This window comes from Escherichia sp. WS3063, from assembly GCF_046486595.1.
GTDB classification, from domain to species: Bacteria; Pseudomonadota; Gammaproteobacteria; order Enterobacterales; family Enterobacteriaceae; genus Escherichia; species Escherichia coli.
This window is the reverse complement of record NZ_JBJQKY010000003.1, coordinates 269,176-287,822: the sequence shown is the minus strand read 5'-3', so window position 1 is coordinate 287,822 and position 18,647 is coordinate 269,176. Positions and strand designations below refer to the sequence as shown.

Sequence of the window (18,647 nt, the reverse complement as noted above, 5' to 3'; positions counted from 1 at the left end):
AATCCTGATGACATTACTCGTTTCGCTGCGCGACTGGCTTAAGGCGCAACAACTGGATGCAGTGCTTCTCTCCTCACGGCAGAACAAACAGCCGCATCTGGGGATCTCCACCGGATCAGGCTATGTGCTGATTAGCCGTGAAAGTGCGCACATTCTGGTGGACTCGCGCTATTACGCGGATGTCGAAGCCCGCACGCAAGGTTACCAGCTGCATTTGCTTGACGCGACGCACAAGCTTACAACCATCGCCAGGCAAATCATTGCCGATGAGCAGTTGCAAACGCTCGGTTTTGAGGGCCAGCAGGTGAGTTGGGAAACCGCGCACCGCTGGCAGTCTGAACTCAATGCGAAACTGGTTAGCGCCACGCCGGATGTGCTGCGGCAAATCAAAACGCCAGAGGAGGTGGAGAAAATCCGCCTCGCCTGTGGGATTGCCGATCGCGGTGCTGAGCATATTCGCCGCTTTATTCAGGCGGGGATGAGCGAGCGCGAGATAGCCGCTGAACTGGAGTGGTTTATGCGCCAGCAGGGCGCAGAAAAAGCCTCTTTCGATACCATTGTCGCCAGCGGCTGGCGTGGGGCGCTGCCGCACGGCAAAGCCAGCGACAAGATTGTTGCAGCGGGCGAGTTTGTCACTCTTGATTTTGGTGCGCTGTATCAGGGGTACTGCTCTGATATGACGCGCACCTTGCTGGTGAATGGCGAAGGGGTAAGTGCCGAATCTCACCCGCTGTTTAACGTCTATCAGATTGTTTTGCAGGCACAGCTCGCGGCAATCTCCGCGATTCGCCCCGGCGTGCGCTGCCAGCAGGTTGACGACGCCGCGCGCCGGGTTATTACCGAGGCAGGTTTTAGCGACTATTTTTGTCATAACACCGGTCATGCTATCGGCATTGAAGTCCATGAAGATCCGCGTTTTTCACCGCGGGACACCACGACGCTACAGCCAGGCATGTTACTGACCGTGGAGCCGGGGATTTATTTGCCAGGGCAAGGGGGCGTGCGCATCGAAGATGTTGTGCTGGTCACCCCGCAAGGCGCAGAAGTGCTCTACGCCATGCCGAAAACAGTGTTGCTCACGGGAGAGGCATAATGGATTTATCGTTATTAAAAGCGTTGAGCGAGGCAGATGCGATCGCCTCCTCGGAACAGGAAGTACGGCAGATCCTGCTGGAAGAAGCGGATCGCCTGCAAAAAGAAGTGCGATTTGACGGCCTGGGATCGGTGCTGATCCGCCTCAATGAATCGACAGGTCCGAAGGTGATGATCTGTGCGCATATGGACGAAGTGGGATTTATGGTGCGCAGCATCTCCCGCGAAGGGGCGATCGATGTGTTGCCGGTTGGCAATGTACGCATGGCTGCCCGCCAGCTTCAGTCGGTGCGTATCACTACCCGTGAAGAGTGCAAAATTCCAGGCCTGCTTGACGGCGACCGGCAGGGGAATGACGTCAGCACCATGCGCGTGGACATTGGCGCGCGCTCGTGTGACGAAGTGATGCAGGCGGGAATTCGTCCAGGCGATCGCGTCACCTTTGATACCACTTTTCAGGTTCTCCCTCACCAGCGGGTAATGGGGAAAGCCTTTGATGACCGCCTCGGTTGCTATCTGCTGGTGACGTTACTGCGTGAGCTGCACGACGCCGAACTGCCTGCGGAAGTGTGGCTGGTGGCAAGTTCCAGCGAAGAGGTGGGATTACGCGGCGGGCAAACTGCCACCCGCGCGGTGTCGCCGGATGTCGCCATTGTGCTTGATACCGCCTGCTGGGCGAAAAACTTTGATTATGGCGCGGCTAACCATCGCCAGATTGGTAACGGGCCGATGCTGGTGTTAAGCGACAAGTCGCTGATTGCGCCGCCAAAACTTACCGCGTGGATTGAAACCGTGGCGGCAGAAATTGGCGTGCCGTTGCAGGCCGATATGTTCAGCAACGGCGGAACGGACGGCGGGGCGGTGCATTTAACCGGCACTGGCGTACCCACAGTGGTGATGGGGCCAGCAACCCGCCACGGACATTGCGCCGCATCGATTGCCGACTGCCGCGACATTTTGCAGATGCAGCAGCTTTTATCTGCCCTTATTCAACGTCTTACCCGTGAGACGGTTGTTCAACTGACGGATTTCAGATGATCTCCTGATTAACCCGGAGCGGTTATGTTAACGATTCAATTTCTCTGTCCTTTGCCAAACGGTCTGCATGCTCGTCCGGCGTGGGAACTTAAAGAGCAGTGCAGCCAGTGGCAAAGTGAAGTCACCTTTATTAATCATCGCCAGAACGCCAGGGCTGATGCCAAAAGCTCGCTGGCGCTGATTGGCACCGGCACCCTATTTAATGACAGTTGCAGCCTGAACATTAGCGGCAGCGATGAAGAGCAGGCGCGACGCGTGCTGGAAGAGTACATCCAGGTGCGCTTTATCGACAGTGACAGCGTCCAGCCGACGCAGGCAGAACTGACGGCGCATCCGCTGCCGCGTTCATTAAGCCGTCTGAATCCTGATTTACTGTACGGCAATGTGCTGGCAAGCGGCGTCGGCGTGGGTACACTGACCCTGTTACAAAGCGACAGCCTCGACAGTTATCGGGCAATCCCCGCCAGTGCGCAAGATTCCACCCGGCTGGAGTACAGCCTGGCAACGCTTGCCGAGCAACTGAACCAGCAGCTGCGTGAGCGTGACGGCGAAAGCAAAACTATCCTCAGCGCCCATTTGTCGCTGATTCAGGATGATGAATTTGCAGGCAATATCCGTCACCTGATGGCAGAACAGCATCAGGGACTGGGGGCGGCGATCATCAGCAATATGGAGCAGGTTTGCGCCAAACTATCTGCTTCTACCAGCGATTATCTGCGCGAGCGGGTCAGCGACATTCGCGATATCAGCGAACAGTTGCTGCATATCACCTGGCCGGAACTGAAGCCGCGCAACAATCTGGTGCTTGAAAAACCGACCATTCTGGTGGCTGAAGATTTAACCCCAAGCCAGTTTTTGAGCCTCGATTTAAAAAATCTTGCGGGCATGATTCTGGAGAAAACCGGGCGCACCTCGCATACTCTGATTCTGGCCCGTGCCTCGGCGATCCCGGTTCTTAGCGGCTTGCCGCTGGATGCGATCGCGCGCTATGCCGGGCAACCGGCAGTGCTTGACGCCCAGTGCGGCGTGCTGGCGATTAACCCGAATGACGCGGTGAGCGGTTATTATCAGGTCGCGCAGACGCTGGCGGATAAACGCCAAAAACAACAGGCGCAGGCCGCCGCGCAGCTGGCCTATTCCCGTGATAACAAGCGTATTGATATTGCGGCGAATATCGGCACCGCTCTGGAAGCGCCAGGCGCGTTTGCCAACGGCGCGGAAGGTGTCGGGCTGTTTCGTACCGAAATGCTCTATATGGATCGCGACAGCGCGCCGGACGAGCAGGAGCAATTTGAAGCCTACCAGCAGGTGCTACTGGCGGCGGGCGACAAGCCGATTATCTTCCGCACGATGGACATCGGCGGCGATAAAAGCATTCCTTATCTGAATATTCCCCAGGAAGAGAACCCGTTCCTCGGCTATCGCGCGGTACGTATTTACCCGGAATTTGCTGGCCTGTTTCGCACTCAACTGCGGGCCATTTTGCGCGCCGCCAGTTTCGGCAACGCCCAGTTGATGATCCCGATGGTTCACAGCCTCGATCAGATCTTATGGGTGAAGGGCGAGATCCAAAAAGCGATCGTTGAGCTTAAGCGCGATGGCCTGCGTCATGCAGAGACGATTACGCTGGGTATCATGGTGGAAGTGCCGTCGGTGTGCTACATCATCGATCACTTCTGCGATGAGGTCGATTTCTTCAGTATCGGCTCCAACGATATGACCCAGTATCTGTATGCGGTCGATCGTAATAACCCGCGCGTATCGCCGCTGTATAACCCGATTACGCCATCGTTCCTGCGCATGTTGCAGCAGATTGTTACCACTGCTCATCAGCGGGGTAAATGGGTAGGTATTTGCGGTGAACTGGGCGGTGAAAGTCGTTATCTGCCGCTACTGCTTGGGCTGGGCCTGGACGAGCTGAGTATGAGTAGCCCGCGCATTCCGGCGGTGAAAAGCCAGCTTCGTCAACTGGATAGCGAGGCGTGTCGGGAACTGGCGCGTCAGGCATGTGAATGCCGCAGCGCGCAGGAGATTGAAGCGTTACTCACCGCCTTTACGCCGGAAGAAGACGTTCGCCCACTGCTGGCGCTGGAGAATATCTTTGTTGATCAGGACCTTAGTAATAAAGAGCAGGCGATCCAGTTCCTGTGCGGCAACCTTGGTGTGAACGGGCGTACTGAACATCCGTTTGAGCTGGAAGAAGATGTCTGGCAGCGGGAAGAGATTGTTACTACTGGCGTTGGTTTTGGCGTGGCGATCCCGCACACCAAATCTCAGTGGATCCGTCATTCCAGTATCAGCATTGCCCGGCTGGTGAAACCGGTTGACTGGCAGTCAGAAATGGGCGAAGTCGAACTGGTGATCATGCTGACACTGGGCGCTAACGAAGGGATGAATCATGTGAAAGTCTTCTCGCAGCTGGCGCGCAAACTGGTGAATAAAAACTTCCGCCAGTCGCTGTTCGCCGCGCAAGATGCACAAAGTATTCTGACGCTGCTGGAAACGGAATTAACCTTCTGACGTTAGCCCTGAAAACGGGCGCTGTACTCTCCCGGCGTCAGGCCAAACTGACGCCGGAAGACGCGACAAAAATAGTCGCTGTCCGGAAAGCCGCAACGCTGCGCCACTTCATGAATCGACAGATGATATTTCTGCAAAATCATCCTCGCCTTCGCCATTCGCACCCAACGCACATATTCGATAAAACGCATTGTTCCATGCTGCGCAAACAGTTTTGACAGATGATTGGGCGTGATATTAAAAAACTGCGCCACGCTCTCACGGGTGAGCGGCTGGGCATAATTATCCTGAACCCAGTTACAAATGCTGTGATAGAGAAAATCGCCGCGCGGCTGCGAATTGCCCGGCGGCATATTCACCACGTTACGGCAAAGATGCAGCAAACTTAACACCAGTGGCTGAATGATATTCTGCTCCAGCGGCGAACGGCTAAGATGGGTGAGGGCGGTAAGTATCGCTTCACCTTCACCGCGTTGCAGGCTGGGAAGCTGGATCTGGCGGGCAGGATGCAACAACGACGTGGTGCGGCTATCGTAAAACGATAACCCAAGCCAGGTCGGTGCGAACACCAGGCTTAACAGCATCACCGGTTTGTTGTTGATCGGTAAATTAGCCGCGCGCGCTGGAATAAACAGCATTTCTCCTTCCACCATTCGCTGCTGCTTTGCTTCCAGCAGGTTGCCGTATTCGCCGCGCAGCACGATATCCAGACGGGGAAAATCAATACATAAACTGCCCACCGGCAACGAGGCAGGCTGGCTGGCAAACCAGACGCGCCCCAGTAGTTGCGGGTTAAGCACCAGGCCGCTGAACAGATCGGCGAAAAATTGTTGATCGGCGGGCAAGCCTGGTGCTTTCATGAAAGTTCCCGATTAAAGATGCATTAACTGTCGGAATTCTTTAACTTTGCTGCGGCTGACCGGCACTTCAAAATCCAGATCTTTCAGCCGCAGAATATAGGTGTTATTAAACCACGGTTCGATCTCGCGGATTTTGTTCAGATTGACACAAAATGAGCGATGGCAGCGGAAAAAATGCGACGGCGGCAACTTGCTGCAAAACTCGGTAATGTTCATCGGCATTACGTAGGATTCACGCCGCGTATAGACAAAGGTCATTTTCTCGTGCGCTTCGGCGTAATAGATATCGTTAATGGGCGTGACGATGATTCGCTCATCTTTCACCAGATTAATGGTGTCATTCTCACGCGTTACCGTCGCGGCAGGCGTACTGCTGGTCTGCTGTTGTTGCCAGGCTGCTTCCAGTTTTTGCAGCATCCCGGTAATGCGTGACTCCTGATACGGTTTGAGAATGTAGTCAAACGCCTCCAGTTCAAACGCTTCTACCGCATGTTCTTTCCACGCGGTGATAAACACAATAAACGGTTTATGGGCGAACTGGCTGATGTTTTGTGCCAGCAACACACCATCCAGCGACGGAATATTGATATCCAGAAAAATGGCGTCGACGCGGTTATGCTGCAAAAACTTCAACACGTCCAGACCGTCGTCAAAGGTGCCGACAATCTCCATCTGGCTGTGCTCTTTAATTAGCCAGCTCAGTTCCTGTTGTGCCAGGAATTCGTCTTCAACAATGATGACTTTCACAATATCACTCCGGCTCAAAGCAATAACGTAGCCTGTGAGGCGACTGGGGTGCGTTGGTTAGGAATGTAAAACGCAATTTCCGTTCCTGGTTCCAGGCGGCGGATATGCAGCCCCTCGCCATACAATAACTTCACGCGATGATGGACATTCAGCAGGCCAATTTTATTGCCCGGCATTTCATTCGCTTCGACCCGCTCAATCACCTTTGGATCGATGCCGTGCCCGGTATCTCGCACCGCAATACGTACCCGATTACCGCACTCTGCAACGCTGATGGTGACAACGCCTTTACCTTTGCAAGGCTGGATACCGTGGACAATGGCGTTTTCCACCAACGGCTGGATCAGCAGGCTGGGAATGTAGCAATTCACCTCTTCATCAATATCATAGATAACCGTCAGCTTGTCGCCAAAGCGGGCCTGCTCAATGGCAATATAGTCTTTAATTTGATATAGCTCTTTTTTGATATCGATTTGCTCATCGTCTTTTAATTCAATGTTATAGCGCAGATAACGCGACAGATTAAAGATCAGCTGGCGAGCAGTATCCGGATTCAGACGGATTGACGATGAAATAGCGTTCAGAGCGTTAAACAGAAAATGGGGATTAATTTTGCTTTGCAGGGCGCGAAGCTCTGCCTTATTTGCCATTTCACGTAACTGCTCGGCACGCGAAACCTCCAGTTGCGTGGAGATGATTTGTGACAGACCGACCGCCATTTCCTGTAATGACGAGGTTATCTGATGCGCGTGGCAGTAGTAAATTTTCAGCGTTCCGGTCACAACGCCTTTCTCCCACAATGGGATCACCAGCATGGAATGAATCTCTGGTGTGCGGTGGGCTTCATCATTGTTTTTAATGATGATTTTTCCATAATTCATCGCCTGACGGGTAGTCGGGCTAATGAAGTCATCGCCATTCTGATAGTTATGTTCACCCACGCCAACGTAGGCCAGCACATGATCGGTATTAGTAATCGCCACCGCATCGGCGTGAATGTCATCGCGGATAATTTCGCAGACTTTGCGTAATGACTCGCTATTGACATGGCGAAACAGCGGCAGCGTTTTGTTGGCGATATCCAGCGCCAGCTTGGCCTGCCGCGCGGCGCTGGCCTCTTTTTCGCCCTCAACGCTTTGCACCAGAAGCACAATAAAGCCGATACAGACGCTACCGAGGATCATTGGAATGCCGATTTTAGAGACGATATCGATCCCCAACGCGGTAGTTGGTGCCCAGACAATCACCAGAATCATGGTCAACGTTTCACACAACATGCCGCCGAGAATACCGACGCGCCAGCGCTGTGCTTTGGGGATTTTCAGGTTGATCCAGCCCGATATACAACCCGCCAGAATGCTGGTGATAAAGCAGGGGATCGCCGTCACGCCGCCGATATCAATTAAATACCGGTGAATACCCGCAATCACGCCGGTAATGATGCCCACCCACGGGCCAAACAGAATCCCGCCTGACATCACCGCGATAATACGTACGTTCACCAGCGAACCTTCTACGGGTACGCCGGACCAGGTGCTGAACAGGGCGAACAGCGAGAAAATGGCGGTAACGGCGAGCAGCTCTTTCGGTGAGTGTGCCGACTTGTGCAACAGTTCGCGAAACAGGCGGATACGGATGAGAAAAAACAGGCAGATAAGCATTAACGCTGCCCGATCGAAGACCGCCAGCAGCATGTTGAATATTTCGTGCACGGGTGACTCTGAATAAGGATTAAACCTCTATGATAGGTAACCTGAAGGCTGATGACCAGCAGGCCGTTTTTGAGGAAAAACCACAATTTTAAAAGGGGATTGAAGGATAAATGGTGTATTAGCAATGCATCTCTTGATAATGCACATCTGCTTGGTAAATTTATTGAAATTATAATGTTAATAAAATGAGTGGTAATTTTCTTGTTAGCGCAGATAAATTTCCTGTTTTTGAAGTGGAGTTCCTCATTTAAAGCCATTGATAAAAATGTTCTAAAACGCTGGACAGACAGAAATTAATCAGGCTATTTTCAAAACAGCCACCATCGTGGCAGCGTCGCTCGGACGGTCCGGGCGCTAACGTTAATCTGAGGACATTATGGCTGACACTCGCCCTGAACGTCGCTTTACGCGTGTTGATCGTCTCCCGCCCTACGTTTTTAACATTACCGCTGAACTGAAAATGGCTGCGCGTCGGCGCGGCGAAGATATTATCGATTTCAGTATGGGTAACCCGGACGGTGCGACTCCGCCGCATATCGTCGAAAAATTATGTACGGTGGCCCAGCGCCCGGACACGCATGGTTACTCCACTTCACGCGGCATTCCGCGGTTACGTCGCGCCATTTCCCGCTGGTATCAGGATCGCTACGACGTTGAAATCGACCCGGAATCAGAAGCCATCGTCACTATTGGTTCGAAAGAGGGCCTGGCGCATCTGATGTTGGCGACGCTGGATCACGGTGACACAGTGCTGGTGCCGAATCCAAGTTACCCCATTCATATTTACGGCGCGGTGATTGCCGGGGCGCAGGTACGCTCAGTGCCGCTGGTGGAAGGTGTCGATTTCTTCAACGAACTGGAACGCGCCATTCGCGAAAGTTATCCGAAACCGAAGATGATGATCCTCGGCTTCCCGTCGAACCCAACCGCGCAATGCGTGGAACTGGAATTCTTTGAGAAGGTTGTGGCGCTGGCGAAACGCTACGATGTGCTGGTGGTCCACGACCTGGCCTATGCCGATATCGTCTACGATGGCTGGAAAGCGCCGTCAATCATGCAGGTGCCAGGTGCACGCGATGTGGCGGTCGAGTTCTTTACGCTGTCGAAAAGCTACAACATGGCGGGCTGGCGTATCGGCTTTATGGTCGGTAACAAAACGCTGGTCAGCGCGTTGGCACGTATTAAAAGCTATCACGATTACGGCACCTTTACGCCGTTGCAGGTGGCAGCGATTGCGGCGCTGGAGGGCGATCAACAGTGCGTGCGCGACATTGCTGAACAGTACAAACGCCGCCGTGATGTACTGGTAAAAGGGTTGCATGAAGCGGGCTGGATGGTCGAAATGCCGAAGGCTTCGATGTATGTCTGGGCGAAAATCCCGGAACCGTATGCTGCCATGGGCTCACTGGAATTTGCCAAGAAACTGCTTAACGAAGCGAAGGTCTGTGTCTCGCCGGGGATCGGCTTTGGCGACTACGGCGACACGCATGTTCGCTTTGCGCTGATTGAAAACCGCGATCGTATTCGCCAGGCGATTCGTGGAATTAAAGCGATGTTCCGTGCCGACGGTTTACTACCCGCCAGCAGCAAACATATTCACGAAAACGCGGAATAAACACCATCGCCAGAAATGCAAACAGGAGCCAGATGGCTCCTGTTTTTCATTGCACAGTTTGCTTTTAGATCATCAGGGCAAAAGTACCGGCCCAAACGATGACCATAAAAGAAATGCCCATAAAGAAATATTTCACTTTACATCTCTCCGCGTAATTACTGTTACGCCTGAATGACTTCATTACACCTGATACAGTGAGTTGACACCGGGCAAAACGACCTTAAAAGTCCTGTATTTTACCGTGGGCATCACCCCAGAATTCTGAGCTAAACTGCTCCAGACGGCGCTAATGTACGCCTAAAACTGAAACGAGACAAGAGGCATTTTCTTATTTACTTTTAGTAACTTACAGGTGTCTCATATCGGCGACAGTTTAATTTCTGACGGTAATAATTAGAGATTCAGCGAAGGAAAAAACCTTAAGAAAAAAGCCATAAAAACCATGAGGTTATTATGGCTGATTTGAGGAGGGAAAGAGTAAGAGCCGTTTGTTAAATGTATAGCGACGATTCTCCCACCGGGCGCGTTTTAAAGCGACGGTGGATCCATAGGTACTGCTCCGGTGCGCGCATGATCTCTTTTTCGATAATCTTGTTCATATAGGCAGCGGCTTGATTTTCATCTGCCGGGTAGCCTTCCATCTCTGGGGTGATGTACAAACGATATCCGCTGTAATCCGCTTTTCTTACCATCGTTACGGTTAACATGGCTGCGCCAGAGAGACGTGAAAGGACATACGTACCATTGGTTGTGGCAACATTTTCCACCGCAAAGAACGGCGCGAAGGAGCTGCCTTTACGACCATAATCCTGATCGGGAGCAAACCATACCGCTTCACCTTTCTTCAGTGCACCGACAATGCCGCGCAGATTATTTCTGCCGATCATCGCTTTGTTAGAGCGCATGCGACCACGGGTCTGCACCCATTCCATCAGCTGATTATTATGTGGACGATAGGTGGCCATCATTGGCTGACAAAGTCCCATCACGCGGCCGCCCAGTTCCAGCGACATAAAATGGACGCCGACAACCATTACGCCGCGATTTTGCATTTGTGCGCGTTTAAGGTTATCCAGCCCTTCCACATCAAACCATTTACGTACGCGACTGTCGGGCCAGAACCATGCCATGCCGGTTTCTACCAGCGCCATGCCGAGTGAACGAAAGTTTTCGGCAATCATCTTCTCGCGTTCTTCCGCAGAATGCTGCGGGAAGCAAAGTTCCAGGTTTTTACGGGCGATAGATTCACGACGTTTCAGGAATGGTCGCGCCATTGTGCCGATACGCGTGCCGAGAAAGCAGAGAACAGGATAAGGAAGCTGTACCCAAAGCCAGAGTACACCAAGCCCAAACCACGTGAGCCAGTAGCGAGGATGCAGAAACTCGCGTGAAAATTTGCATTTTGGAAACATAGTTACCTTCTGTAGATACGAATTGTTGTATCGCAGAAGATTCCATGTCGACAGCGGTACACTCAATTGATTAGGCCATCATGTACGACAATGGTTCCTGTAAAGAGTGTAAAGACTAGTCAGGACATAACCACGAGGAGCATGAATGCGGTGGCTCTACTTTATCACTGGCTGACTGCTTTCAGCTACTGATTATTAATCGTGCAAAGTAAAAAGTTTTCCGCACGCAATAGCGTTGCATTTAACGTGCTGTTTTCATTGATGCTTAGCAAAAATTGCCAGAGGTTAAGGATTGTCTTACTATTAAAGTGACTGAAGTTACAGGTTTTTTAGCGCGGCAGGAGGTTGAGCTATGATTTATTTATGGATGTTTCTCGCCCTGTGTATTGTCTGCGTAAGCGGATACATCGGTCAGGTCCTGAACGTGGTCTCGGCGGTCTCTTCTTTCTTCGGCATGGTGATCCTCGCTGCACTCATTTACTACTTCACCATGTGGTTAACTGGCGGTAATGAACTAGTGACGGGGATATTTATGTTTCTTGCCCCGGCTTGTGGCTTGATGATTCGCTTTATGGTGGGATATGGCAGGCGGTAGTGGGTCAGGATGGTTCATTTGGGCAGGTGTTCACATCAGCATCAGACATGATTGTTCACCTGCCGTGTGACAGACGCTATCGCACAGGATGGATAAGATAATTCGCCTTTGTCGGAAAAGGGGGCAGAATTTCTTCTGTGAGGTTTAATGGTGGCGCATCTTCTCTCATTTTTAACAAAATCGCCTGTGATGGCTGAAATTTTGTAGAATGAGTTGTCGTCATCATTGACGTTTTTTCTGTCTCTTTATAGCTCGCCTCACTACCACCACCAGAAATAGAAAATGCAAAAACATTGCATGCCATAATAGAGACCAATAAAAATAAGCTAAAAAGCATTAAGTTTACTTTCATAGAAAGTTATCCTGAAAATGGTTCACTGAAAACCTACGACGTTATTGCTGTATTTACATATAATTAATCAGTATTTACATCGATATAATAAATGACATCTCTTTTTGGTATATAAGAATAATTCTCTGTGACAGGAAGCATATTCCTACAACTGTAAGACTAAATGCCGCTTTGCGATAATAACTACAGTTGTAAGATAACCCTTTCAAAATGTCCGTTGCTCTCTGATTTCTCATTTCATGCTCACCCAATATGATGGCGGCGTTTTCTAAAACTGTTAAAGAATGAGGTAAGTATGAAACGTTTAATTATGGCTACGATGGTCACAGCAGTTCTGGCATCTTCAACTGTATGGGCTGCTGATAATGCACCGGTAGCGGCACAACAGCAAACTCAGCAAGTTCAGCAACCCCAAAAAACGGCAGCAGCAGAGCGTATCTCTGAACAAGGTTTATATGCGATGCGTGACGTGCAGGTAGCGCGCCTGGCTCTGTTTCATGGCGATCCGGAAAAGGCAAAAGAACTGACCAATGAAGCTTCCGCTTTGCTGTCTGATGATAGTACCGAATGGGCAAAGTTCGCAAAGCCAGGTAAAAAGACCAATGTCAATGATGACCAATATATTGTCATTAATGCATCTGTCGGAATTTCTGAGAGTTATGTAGCGACACCCGAAAAAGAAGCCGCGATAAAAATTGCCAACGAAAAAATGGCGAAAGGGGATAAAAAGGGCGCAATGGAAGAGCTTCGCCTGGCCGGTGTTGGTGTAATGGAAAACCAATATCTGATGCCGCTTAAACAGACTCGTAATGCACTTGCTGATGCGCAGAAACTGCTTGATAAAAAGCAATACTACGAGGCAAACCTGGCGCTTAAAGGTGCGGAAGATGGAATCATCGTCGATAGCGAAGCACTGTTTGTGAACTAAAGCTGACAGGCAATATATTGAGGTAAAGGATTTTACTCCCTCCAGCCGACAATTTTTTATGGCCACAATACGACAGGTTGTGGCCATAAAATTATTTGGCGCTCGCGGTTCTATAAACTCGAATTTTATCTTCCTCAAAGTAAACCGCAATAATCCCGTGTTATCACAAATCATTTATTATGTTATGTTTTATGGTACGCTTTAAAAAGCGTAATCATACCCTTACTTGTAAATCACTGGCGCTTCTTACAGTTGTAAGAATAACATCACAAATGTCGCGGCTCTCTCTGATTACCGCGAGCCAATATTTATCATATTCTTCTTTTCGTCCTCACTACTTACCATGCAGAAAGGAATTGGAAGTAGCGATGAAATGATTTTCAGTACTTGATACAGGAATTTAAAAATATCGAGTGCAGCTACGACGATATTTTGCGGATTATTTATAGAGGCGTTATGTCTTAAATAAACGCTAAATTAACACATATTTAATTAACTAATAGGTATTGCTATGTCAACTCCACTTCAAGGAATTAAAGTTCTCGATTTCACCGGTGTGCAATCTGGCCCATCTTGTACTCAAATGCTGGCCTGGTTTGGCGCTGACGTCATTAAAATTGAACGTCCCGGCGTTGGTGACGTAACGCGTCACCAGCTGCGAGATATTCCTGATATCGATGCGCTTTACTTCACCATGCTTAACAGTAACAAACGTTCTATTGAATTAAATACCAAAACAGCGGAAGGCAAAGAGGTAATGGAAAAGCTGATCCGCGAAGCTGATATCTTAGTCGAGAACTTTCATCCTGGGGCCATTGATCACATGGGCTTCACCTGGGAGCATATTCAAGAAATCAATCCACGTCTGATTTTTGGTTCGATCAAAGGGTTTGATGAGTGTTCGCCTTATGTGAATGTAAAAGCCTATGAAAACGTTGCTCAGGCAGCGGGTGGCGCGGCATCCACTACGGGTTTTTGGGACGGTCCGCCGCTGGTAAGCGCTGCAGCGTTGGGTGACAGCAACACCGGAATGCATTTACTGATCGGTTTACTTGCTGCTTTGCTGCATCGCGAAAAAACGGGGCGTGGGCAACGAGTCACCATGTCAATGCAGGATGCCGTATTGAACCTTTGCCGCGTGAAATTACGCGACCAGCAGCGTCTCGATAAATTGGGTTATCTGGAAGAATATCCGCAGTATCCGAATGGCACATTTGGTGATGCAGTTCCCCGCGGAGGTAATGCGGGGGGGGGCGGTCAGCCTGGCTGGATCCTGAAATGTAAAGGCTGGGAAACCGATCCTAACGCCTATATTTATTTCACTATTCAGGAGCAAAACTGGGAAAACACCTGTAAAGCTATCGGCAAACCAGAATGGATTACCGATCCGGCATACAGTACAGCTCATGCCCGACAGCCACATATTTTCGATATTTTTGCTGAAATCGAAAAATACACTGTCACTATTGATAAACATGAAGCTGTGGCCTATTTGACTCAGTTTGATATTCCTTGTGCACCGGTTTTAAGTATGAAAGAAATTTCACTTGATCCCTCTTTGCGCCAAAGTGGCAGTGTTGTCGAAGTGGAACAACCGTTGCGTGGAAAATATCTGACAGTTGGTTGTCCAATGAAATTCTCTGCCTTTACGCCGGATATTAAAGCTGCGCCGCTATTAGGTGAACATACCGCTGCTGTATTGCAGGAGCTGGGTTATAGCGACGATGAAATTGCTGCAATGAAGCAAAACCACGCCATCTGATATTAACGGGGGCTTCTGGCTCCCAATTTATAAAAATTTCGAGGTTATTAATCATGTCAGATCAACTTCAAATGACAGATGGTATGCATATCATCGTTGAAGCATTAAAACAGAATAATATTGACACTATTTATGGTGTTGTAGGTATTCCTGTTACGGATATGGCGCGCCATGCCCAGGCGGAAGGCATTCGTTATATTGGTTTTCGTCATGAGCAGTCGGCAGGCTATGCCGCTGCAGCAAGCGGTTTTCTTACCCAAAAACCAGGGATCTGCCTGACAGTGTCTGCGCCAGGATTCCTCAATGGTTTGACCGCATTGGCCAACGCAACGGTAAATGGTTTTCCGATGATCATGATTAGCGGCTCCAGCGACCGCGCGATCGTCGACCTACAGCAAGGTGATTATGAAGAGCTGGACCAAATGAATGCGGCAAAACCGTATGCCAAAGCAGCATTCCGCGTTAATCAGCCGCAGGATCTTGGCATTGCATTGGCACGCGCTATCCGGGTCTCAGTATCGGGTCGCCCTGGCGGAGTTTATCTTGATTTGCCAGCAAATGTCCTGGCCGCGACGATGGAAAAAGACGAAGCGTTAACCACGATTGTAAAAGTTGAAAATCCGTCGCCAGCATTATTGCCATGCCCGAAGTCAGTCGCTAGCGCAATTTCGCTTTTAGCAAAAGCTGAACGACCATTAGTTATCCTTGGCAAAGGCGCGGCGTATTCACAAGCTGATGAACAGCTTCGTGAATTTATTGAAAGTGCCCAGATTCCATTCCTGCCAATGTCTATGGCGAAAGGGATCCTGGAAGATACACATCCACTTTCTGCGGCAACTGCGCGTTCGTTTGCCCTGGCAAATGCTGACGTTGTCATGCTTGTTGGTGCACGACTGAATTGGTTACTGGCACACGGTAAAAAAGGATGGGCGGCAGATACACAGTTTATTCAACTGGATATTGAACCGCAGGAAATTGACAGCAACCGCCCCATTGCTGTGCCAGTCGTTGGCGATATTGCATCCAGTATGCAAGGTATGCTGGCAGAACTGAAACAAAACACATTTACGACTCCACTGGTATGGCGCGATATTTTAAATATCCACAAGCAGCAAAATGCACAAAAAATGCATGAAAAATTAAGTACAGATACTCAACCATTAAATTACTTTAATGCATTAAGTGCTGTGCGCGATGTATTGCGCGAGAACCAGGATATTTATTTAGTTAATGAAGGTGCAAATACCCTGGATAATGCACGAAATATTATTGATATGTATAAACCACGTCGTCGTCTGGATTGTGGCACCTGGGGTGTCATGGGCATCGGTATGGGCTATGCCATCGGTGCTAGCGTGACCTCTGGTTCTCCGGTTGTCGCCATTGAAGGTGATAGTGCTTTTGGTTTCAGTGGGATGGAGATTGAAACGATTTGTCGATATAACCTGCCGGTGACGATCGTTATTTTTAATAATGGCGGCATCTACAGAGGAGACGGTGTTGATCTCAGTGGCGCTGGTGCACCATCACCAACAGATCTGTTGCACCATGCAAGGTATGACAAATTAATGGATGCGTTTCGTGGCGTTGGCTATAACGTCACCACGACAGATGAACTTCGTCATGCTTTAACCACCGGTATTCAGTCGCGCAAACCGACCATTATTAATGTGGTCATCGACCCTGCAGCAGGAACTGAAAGTGGCCATATTACCAAACTTAACCCAAAACAAGTCGCTGGTAATTAAATACTGACATCGTCTCCTCTTGCCAACTCATTATCGATGGTGAGGGGACCCTTATCGGAAATACTATTATGCTAACATTTTTTATTGGCGATTTATTGCCTATTATCGTAATCATGCTGTTGGGTTATTTTAGCGGCAGACGAGAAACTTTTTCAGAAGATCAAGCCCGGGCATTTAATAAACTGGTATTAAACTACGCTCTTCCTGCGGCCCTATTTGTTTCTATTACCCGGGCAAACAGGGAAATGATTTTTGCGGACACTCGCCTGACCCTTGTATCACTTGTGGTTATTGTCGGATGTTTCTTTTTCTCCTGGTTTGGTTGCTACAAATTTTTTAAACGTACCCATGCAGAAGCAGCAGTATGTGCATTAATTGCAGGCTCACCTACCATCGGATTCCTGGGGTTTGCAGTTCTCGATCCTATTTATGGTGATTCCGTATCAACAGGTTTAGTGGTAGCAATTATTTCTATTATTGTTAACGCAATTACTATTCCTATTGGTCTGTATTTGCTGAATCCTTCCTCAGGAGCGGATGGTAAGAAGAATAGTAATCTGAGCGCATTAATTTCTGCGGCAAAGGAGCCAGTAGTATGGGCACCTGTTCTGGCAACGATCCTGGTGTTGGTTGGGGTAAAAATTCCGGCAGCATGGGACCCAACCTTTAATCTGATTGCGAAGGCTAACTCAGGGGTAGCGGTGTTCGCTGCGGGGTTGACTCTGGCTGCACATAAATTCGAGTTCAGTGCCGAAATTGCTTATAACACCTTCCTGAAGCTGATTCTGATGCCACTGGCGCTGCTTCTCGTGGGTATGGCATGTCATTTGAACAGCGAACATTTGCAGATGATGGTACTGGCAGGCGCATTACCGCCGGCATTCTCCGGAATCATTATTGCCAGTCGGTTTAATGTCTACACCCGCACTGGTACAGCGTCATTGGCTGTGAGCGTACTGGGTTTTGTCGTCACGGCTCCCTTGTGGATTTATGTCAGTCGACTGGTTTCATAATTAATCATGTTATTGATTTTACATAAATGCCGAAGTGCCTTTTCACCTTCGGCTTTTTTCAAGGCATAAGCAAATGACAAATAATGAAAGCAAAGGGCCGTTTGAAGGCTTATTAGTTATCGATATGACACATGTCCTTAATGGACCTTTCGGAACTCAACTTCTTTGTAATATGGGCGCAAGGGTAATTAAAGTTGAGCCGCCGGGCCATGGTGATGATACCCGCACATTTGGTCCCTATGTGGATGGACAGTCACTCTATTACAGTTTTATTAATCATGGCAAAGAGAGTGTGGTTCTTGATTTAAAGAATGATCACGATAAAAGTATATTTATAAATATGCTTAAACAAGCTGATGTATTAGCTGAGAATTTTCGCCCAGGTACAATGGAAAAACTGGGGTTTTCATGGGAAAGGTTACAAGAAATCAACCCGCGCCTTATATATGCTTCATCGTCAGGTTTCGGACATACCGGTCCGCTAAAAGATGCTCCTGCCTACGATACCATCATTCAGGCAATGAGCGGGATAATGATGGAAACAGGATACCCTGATGCTCCGCCAGTGCGCGTTGGTACCTCTCTTGCGGATCTATGTGGTGGTGTTTATTTATTCAGCGGAATAGTGAGTGCACTTTATGGCCGCGAAAAGAGCCAGAGAGGTGCGCATGTCGATATAGCGATGTTTGATGCCACGCTGAGTTTTCTGGAGCATGGACTGATGGCATATATCGCGACTGGGAAGTCACCACAACGCCTGGGAAATCGCCATCCCTACATGGCACCTTTTGATGTTTTTGATACTCAGGATAAGCCGATTACAATTTGTTGTGGTAATGACAAGCTTTTTTCTGCGTTATGCCAGGCACTGGAGCTTACAGAACTGGTTAATGATCCCCGATTTAGCAGCAATATTTTACGCGTACAAAACCAGGCTATTCTTAAACAATATATTGAGCGAACGTTAAAAACGCAGGCAGCTGAAGTTTGGTTAGCCAGAATACATGAAGTTGGTGTACCCGTCGCGCCGTTATTAAGTGTGGCTGAGGCCATTAATTTGCCACAAACTCAGGCGAGAAATATGTTGATTGAAGCCGGAGGAATAATGATGCCAGGTAATCCGATAAAAATCAGCGGCTGCGCGGACCCGCATGTTATGCCGGGAGCGGCAACGCTCGACCAGCATGGGGAACAAATTCGCCAGGAGTTCTCATCATAAATGTAAGATGTGCTGGTAAATAGCTCCCACATTA

At 49.4% G+C, this 18,647-nt stretch carries 16 protein-coding genes; 10 read left to right on the top strand and 6 right to left on the bottom strand.

Annotated features, from left to right (window positions below):
• Positions 1-7: 7 nt before the first annotated feature.
• The 3 genes from ypdF to ptsP are packed head-to-tail and all read left to right on the top strand — an operon-like array spanning position 8 to position 4,650.
• Positions 8-1,093 carry an aminopeptidase gene (gene ypdF / locus ACJHYW_RS04695; protein ID WP_000174031.1) on the top strand — a complete coding sequence of 362 codons (1,086 nt, stop codon included), beginning with the start codon at positions 8-10 and terminating at the stop codon, positions 1,091-1,093.
• The gene (ypdE, locus tag ACJHYW_RS04690) at positions 1,093-2,130 is read left to right on the top strand and encodes an aminopeptidase (RefSeq protein ID WP_000366062.1); all 1,038 of its coding nucleotides are present in this window, start codon (positions 1,093-1,095) and stop codon (positions 2,128-2,130) included. Before ypdF ends, ypdE begins: the two co-directional genes overlap by 1 nt.
• A gap of 24 nt (positions 2,131-2,154) precedes the next feature.
• Positions 2,155-4,650 (top strand): phosphoenolpyruvate--protein phosphotransferase, encoded by a 2,496-nt coding sequence (gene ptsP, locus ACJHYW_RS04685; protein ID WP_000955948.1) that lies wholly within the window; start codon positions 2,155-2,157, stop codon positions 4,648-4,650.
• Between the two features lie 2 nt (positions 4,651-4,652).
• Here ptsP and ACJHYW_RS04680 read toward each other — a convergent pair whose 3' ends face one another.
• The 3 genes from ACJHYW_RS04680 to ypdA are packed head-to-tail and all read right to left on the bottom strand — an operon-like array spanning position 4,653 to position 7,969.
• On the bottom strand, positions 4,653-5,510 hold the full coding sequence (locus ACJHYW_RS04680) for an AraC family transcriptional regulator (RefSeq protein ID WP_000646838.1): 858 nt from the start codon (positions 5,508-5,510) through the stop codon (positions 4,653-4,655).
• Positions 5,511-5,522: 12 nt separating this feature from the next.
• Positions 5,523-6,257, bottom strand: coding sequence for a two-component system response regulator YpdB (ypdB, locus tag ACJHYW_RS04675; RefSeq protein ID WP_001295458.1), 735 nt, complete (start codon positions 6,255-6,257; stop codon positions 5,523-5,525).
• 14 nt (positions 6,258-6,271) lie between these two features.
• A complete protein-coding gene (ypdA, locus tag ACJHYW_RS04670) occupies positions 6,272-7,969 on the bottom strand; it encodes a two-component system sensor histidine kinase YpdA (RefSeq protein WP_000544367.1) in 1,698 nt (565 codons plus the stop codon).
• A gap of 376 nt (positions 7,970-8,345) precedes the next feature.
• On the opposite strand from ypdA, the gene alaC reads away from it, so the two are divergent.
• Positions 8,346-9,584, top strand: coding sequence for an alanine transaminase (gene alaC / locus ACJHYW_RS04665; protein ID WP_410233343.1), 1,239 nt, complete (start codon positions 8,346-8,348; stop codon positions 9,582-9,584).
• 64 nt (positions 9,585-9,648) lie between these two features.
• Here the strand turns inward: alaC and ypdK are convergent, their stop codons facing one another.
• Both ypdK and lpxP read right to left on the bottom strand, forming a co-directional pair.
• Positions 9,649-9,720 carry a membrane protein YpdK gene (ypdK, locus tag ACJHYW_RS04660; protein WP_010723117.1) on the bottom strand — a complete coding sequence of 24 codons (72 nt, stop codon included), beginning with the start codon at positions 9,718-9,720 and terminating at the stop codon, positions 9,649-9,651.
• Positions 9,721-10,075: 355 nt separating this feature from the next.
• Positions 10,076-10,996 (bottom strand): kdo(2)-lipid IV(A) palmitoleoyltransferase, encoded by a 921-nt coding sequence (lpxP, locus tag ACJHYW_RS04655; protein WP_000484016.1) that lies wholly within the window; start codon positions 10,994-10,996, stop codon positions 10,076-10,078.
• Between the two features lie 352 nt (positions 10,997-11,348).
• Here lpxP and ACJHYW_RS04650 point away from each other — a divergent pair, with 352 nt between their 5' ends.
• Positions 11,349-11,591: a YfdY family protein gene (locus ACJHYW_RS04650; RefSeq protein WP_000639883.1), complete on the top strand. Its 243-nt coding sequence runs from the start codon at positions 11,349-11,351 to the stop codon at positions 11,589-11,591.
• A 76-nt stretch (positions 11,592-11,667) separates the two neighbouring features.
• Here the strand turns inward: ACJHYW_RS04650 and ypdI are convergent, their stop codons facing one another.
• Positions 11,668-11,943 carry a colanic acid biosynthesis lipoprotein YpdI gene (gene ypdI / locus ACJHYW_RS04645; RefSeq protein WP_000867662.1) on the bottom strand — a complete coding sequence of 92 codons (276 nt, stop codon included), beginning with the start codon at positions 11,941-11,943 and terminating at the stop codon, positions 11,668-11,670.
• Positions 11,944-12,238: 295 nt separating this feature from the next.
• Between ypdI and ACJHYW_RS04640 the strand changes: the two genes are divergently transcribed.
• The 5 genes from ACJHYW_RS04640 to yfdE all read left to right on the top strand — a co-directional run bounded on the left by ACJHYW_RS04640 (position 12,239) and on the right by yfdE (position 18,613).
• The gene (locus ACJHYW_RS04640; protein ID WP_000825614.1) at positions 12,239-12,871 is read left to right on the top strand and encodes a YfdX family protein; all 633 of its coding nucleotides are present in this window, start codon (positions 12,239-12,241) and stop codon (positions 12,869-12,871) included.
• 511 nt (positions 12,872-13,382) lie between these two features.
• Positions 13,383-14,633 carry a formyl-CoA transferase gene (gene frc, locus ACJHYW_RS04635; RefSeq protein ID WP_000106759.1) on the top strand — a complete coding sequence of 417 codons (1,251 nt, stop codon included), beginning with the start codon at positions 13,383-13,385 and terminating at the stop codon, positions 14,631-14,633.
• A 53-nt stretch (positions 14,634-14,686) separates the two neighbouring features.
• Positions 14,687-16,381: an oxalyl-CoA decarboxylase gene (gene oxc, locus ACJHYW_RS04630; RefSeq protein WP_001283480.1), complete on the top strand. Its 1,695-nt coding sequence runs from the start codon at positions 14,687-14,689 to the stop codon at positions 16,379-16,381.
• Positions 16,382-16,449: 68 nt separating this feature from the next.
• The gene (gene yfdV, locus ACJHYW_RS04625) at positions 16,450-17,394 is read left to right on the top strand and encodes a transporter YfdV (RefSeq protein WP_000955028.1); all 945 of its coding nucleotides are present in this window, start codon (positions 16,450-16,452) and stop codon (positions 17,392-17,394) included.
• A gap of 73 nt (positions 17,395-17,467) precedes the next feature.
• Complete coding sequence (gene yfdE, locus ACJHYW_RS04620) at positions 17,468-18,613, top strand: CoA:oxalate CoA-transferase (protein ID WP_000183691.1); 1,146 nt, start codon at positions 17,468-17,470, stop codon at positions 18,611-18,613.
• Positions 18,614-18,647: the final 34 nt, after the last annotated feature.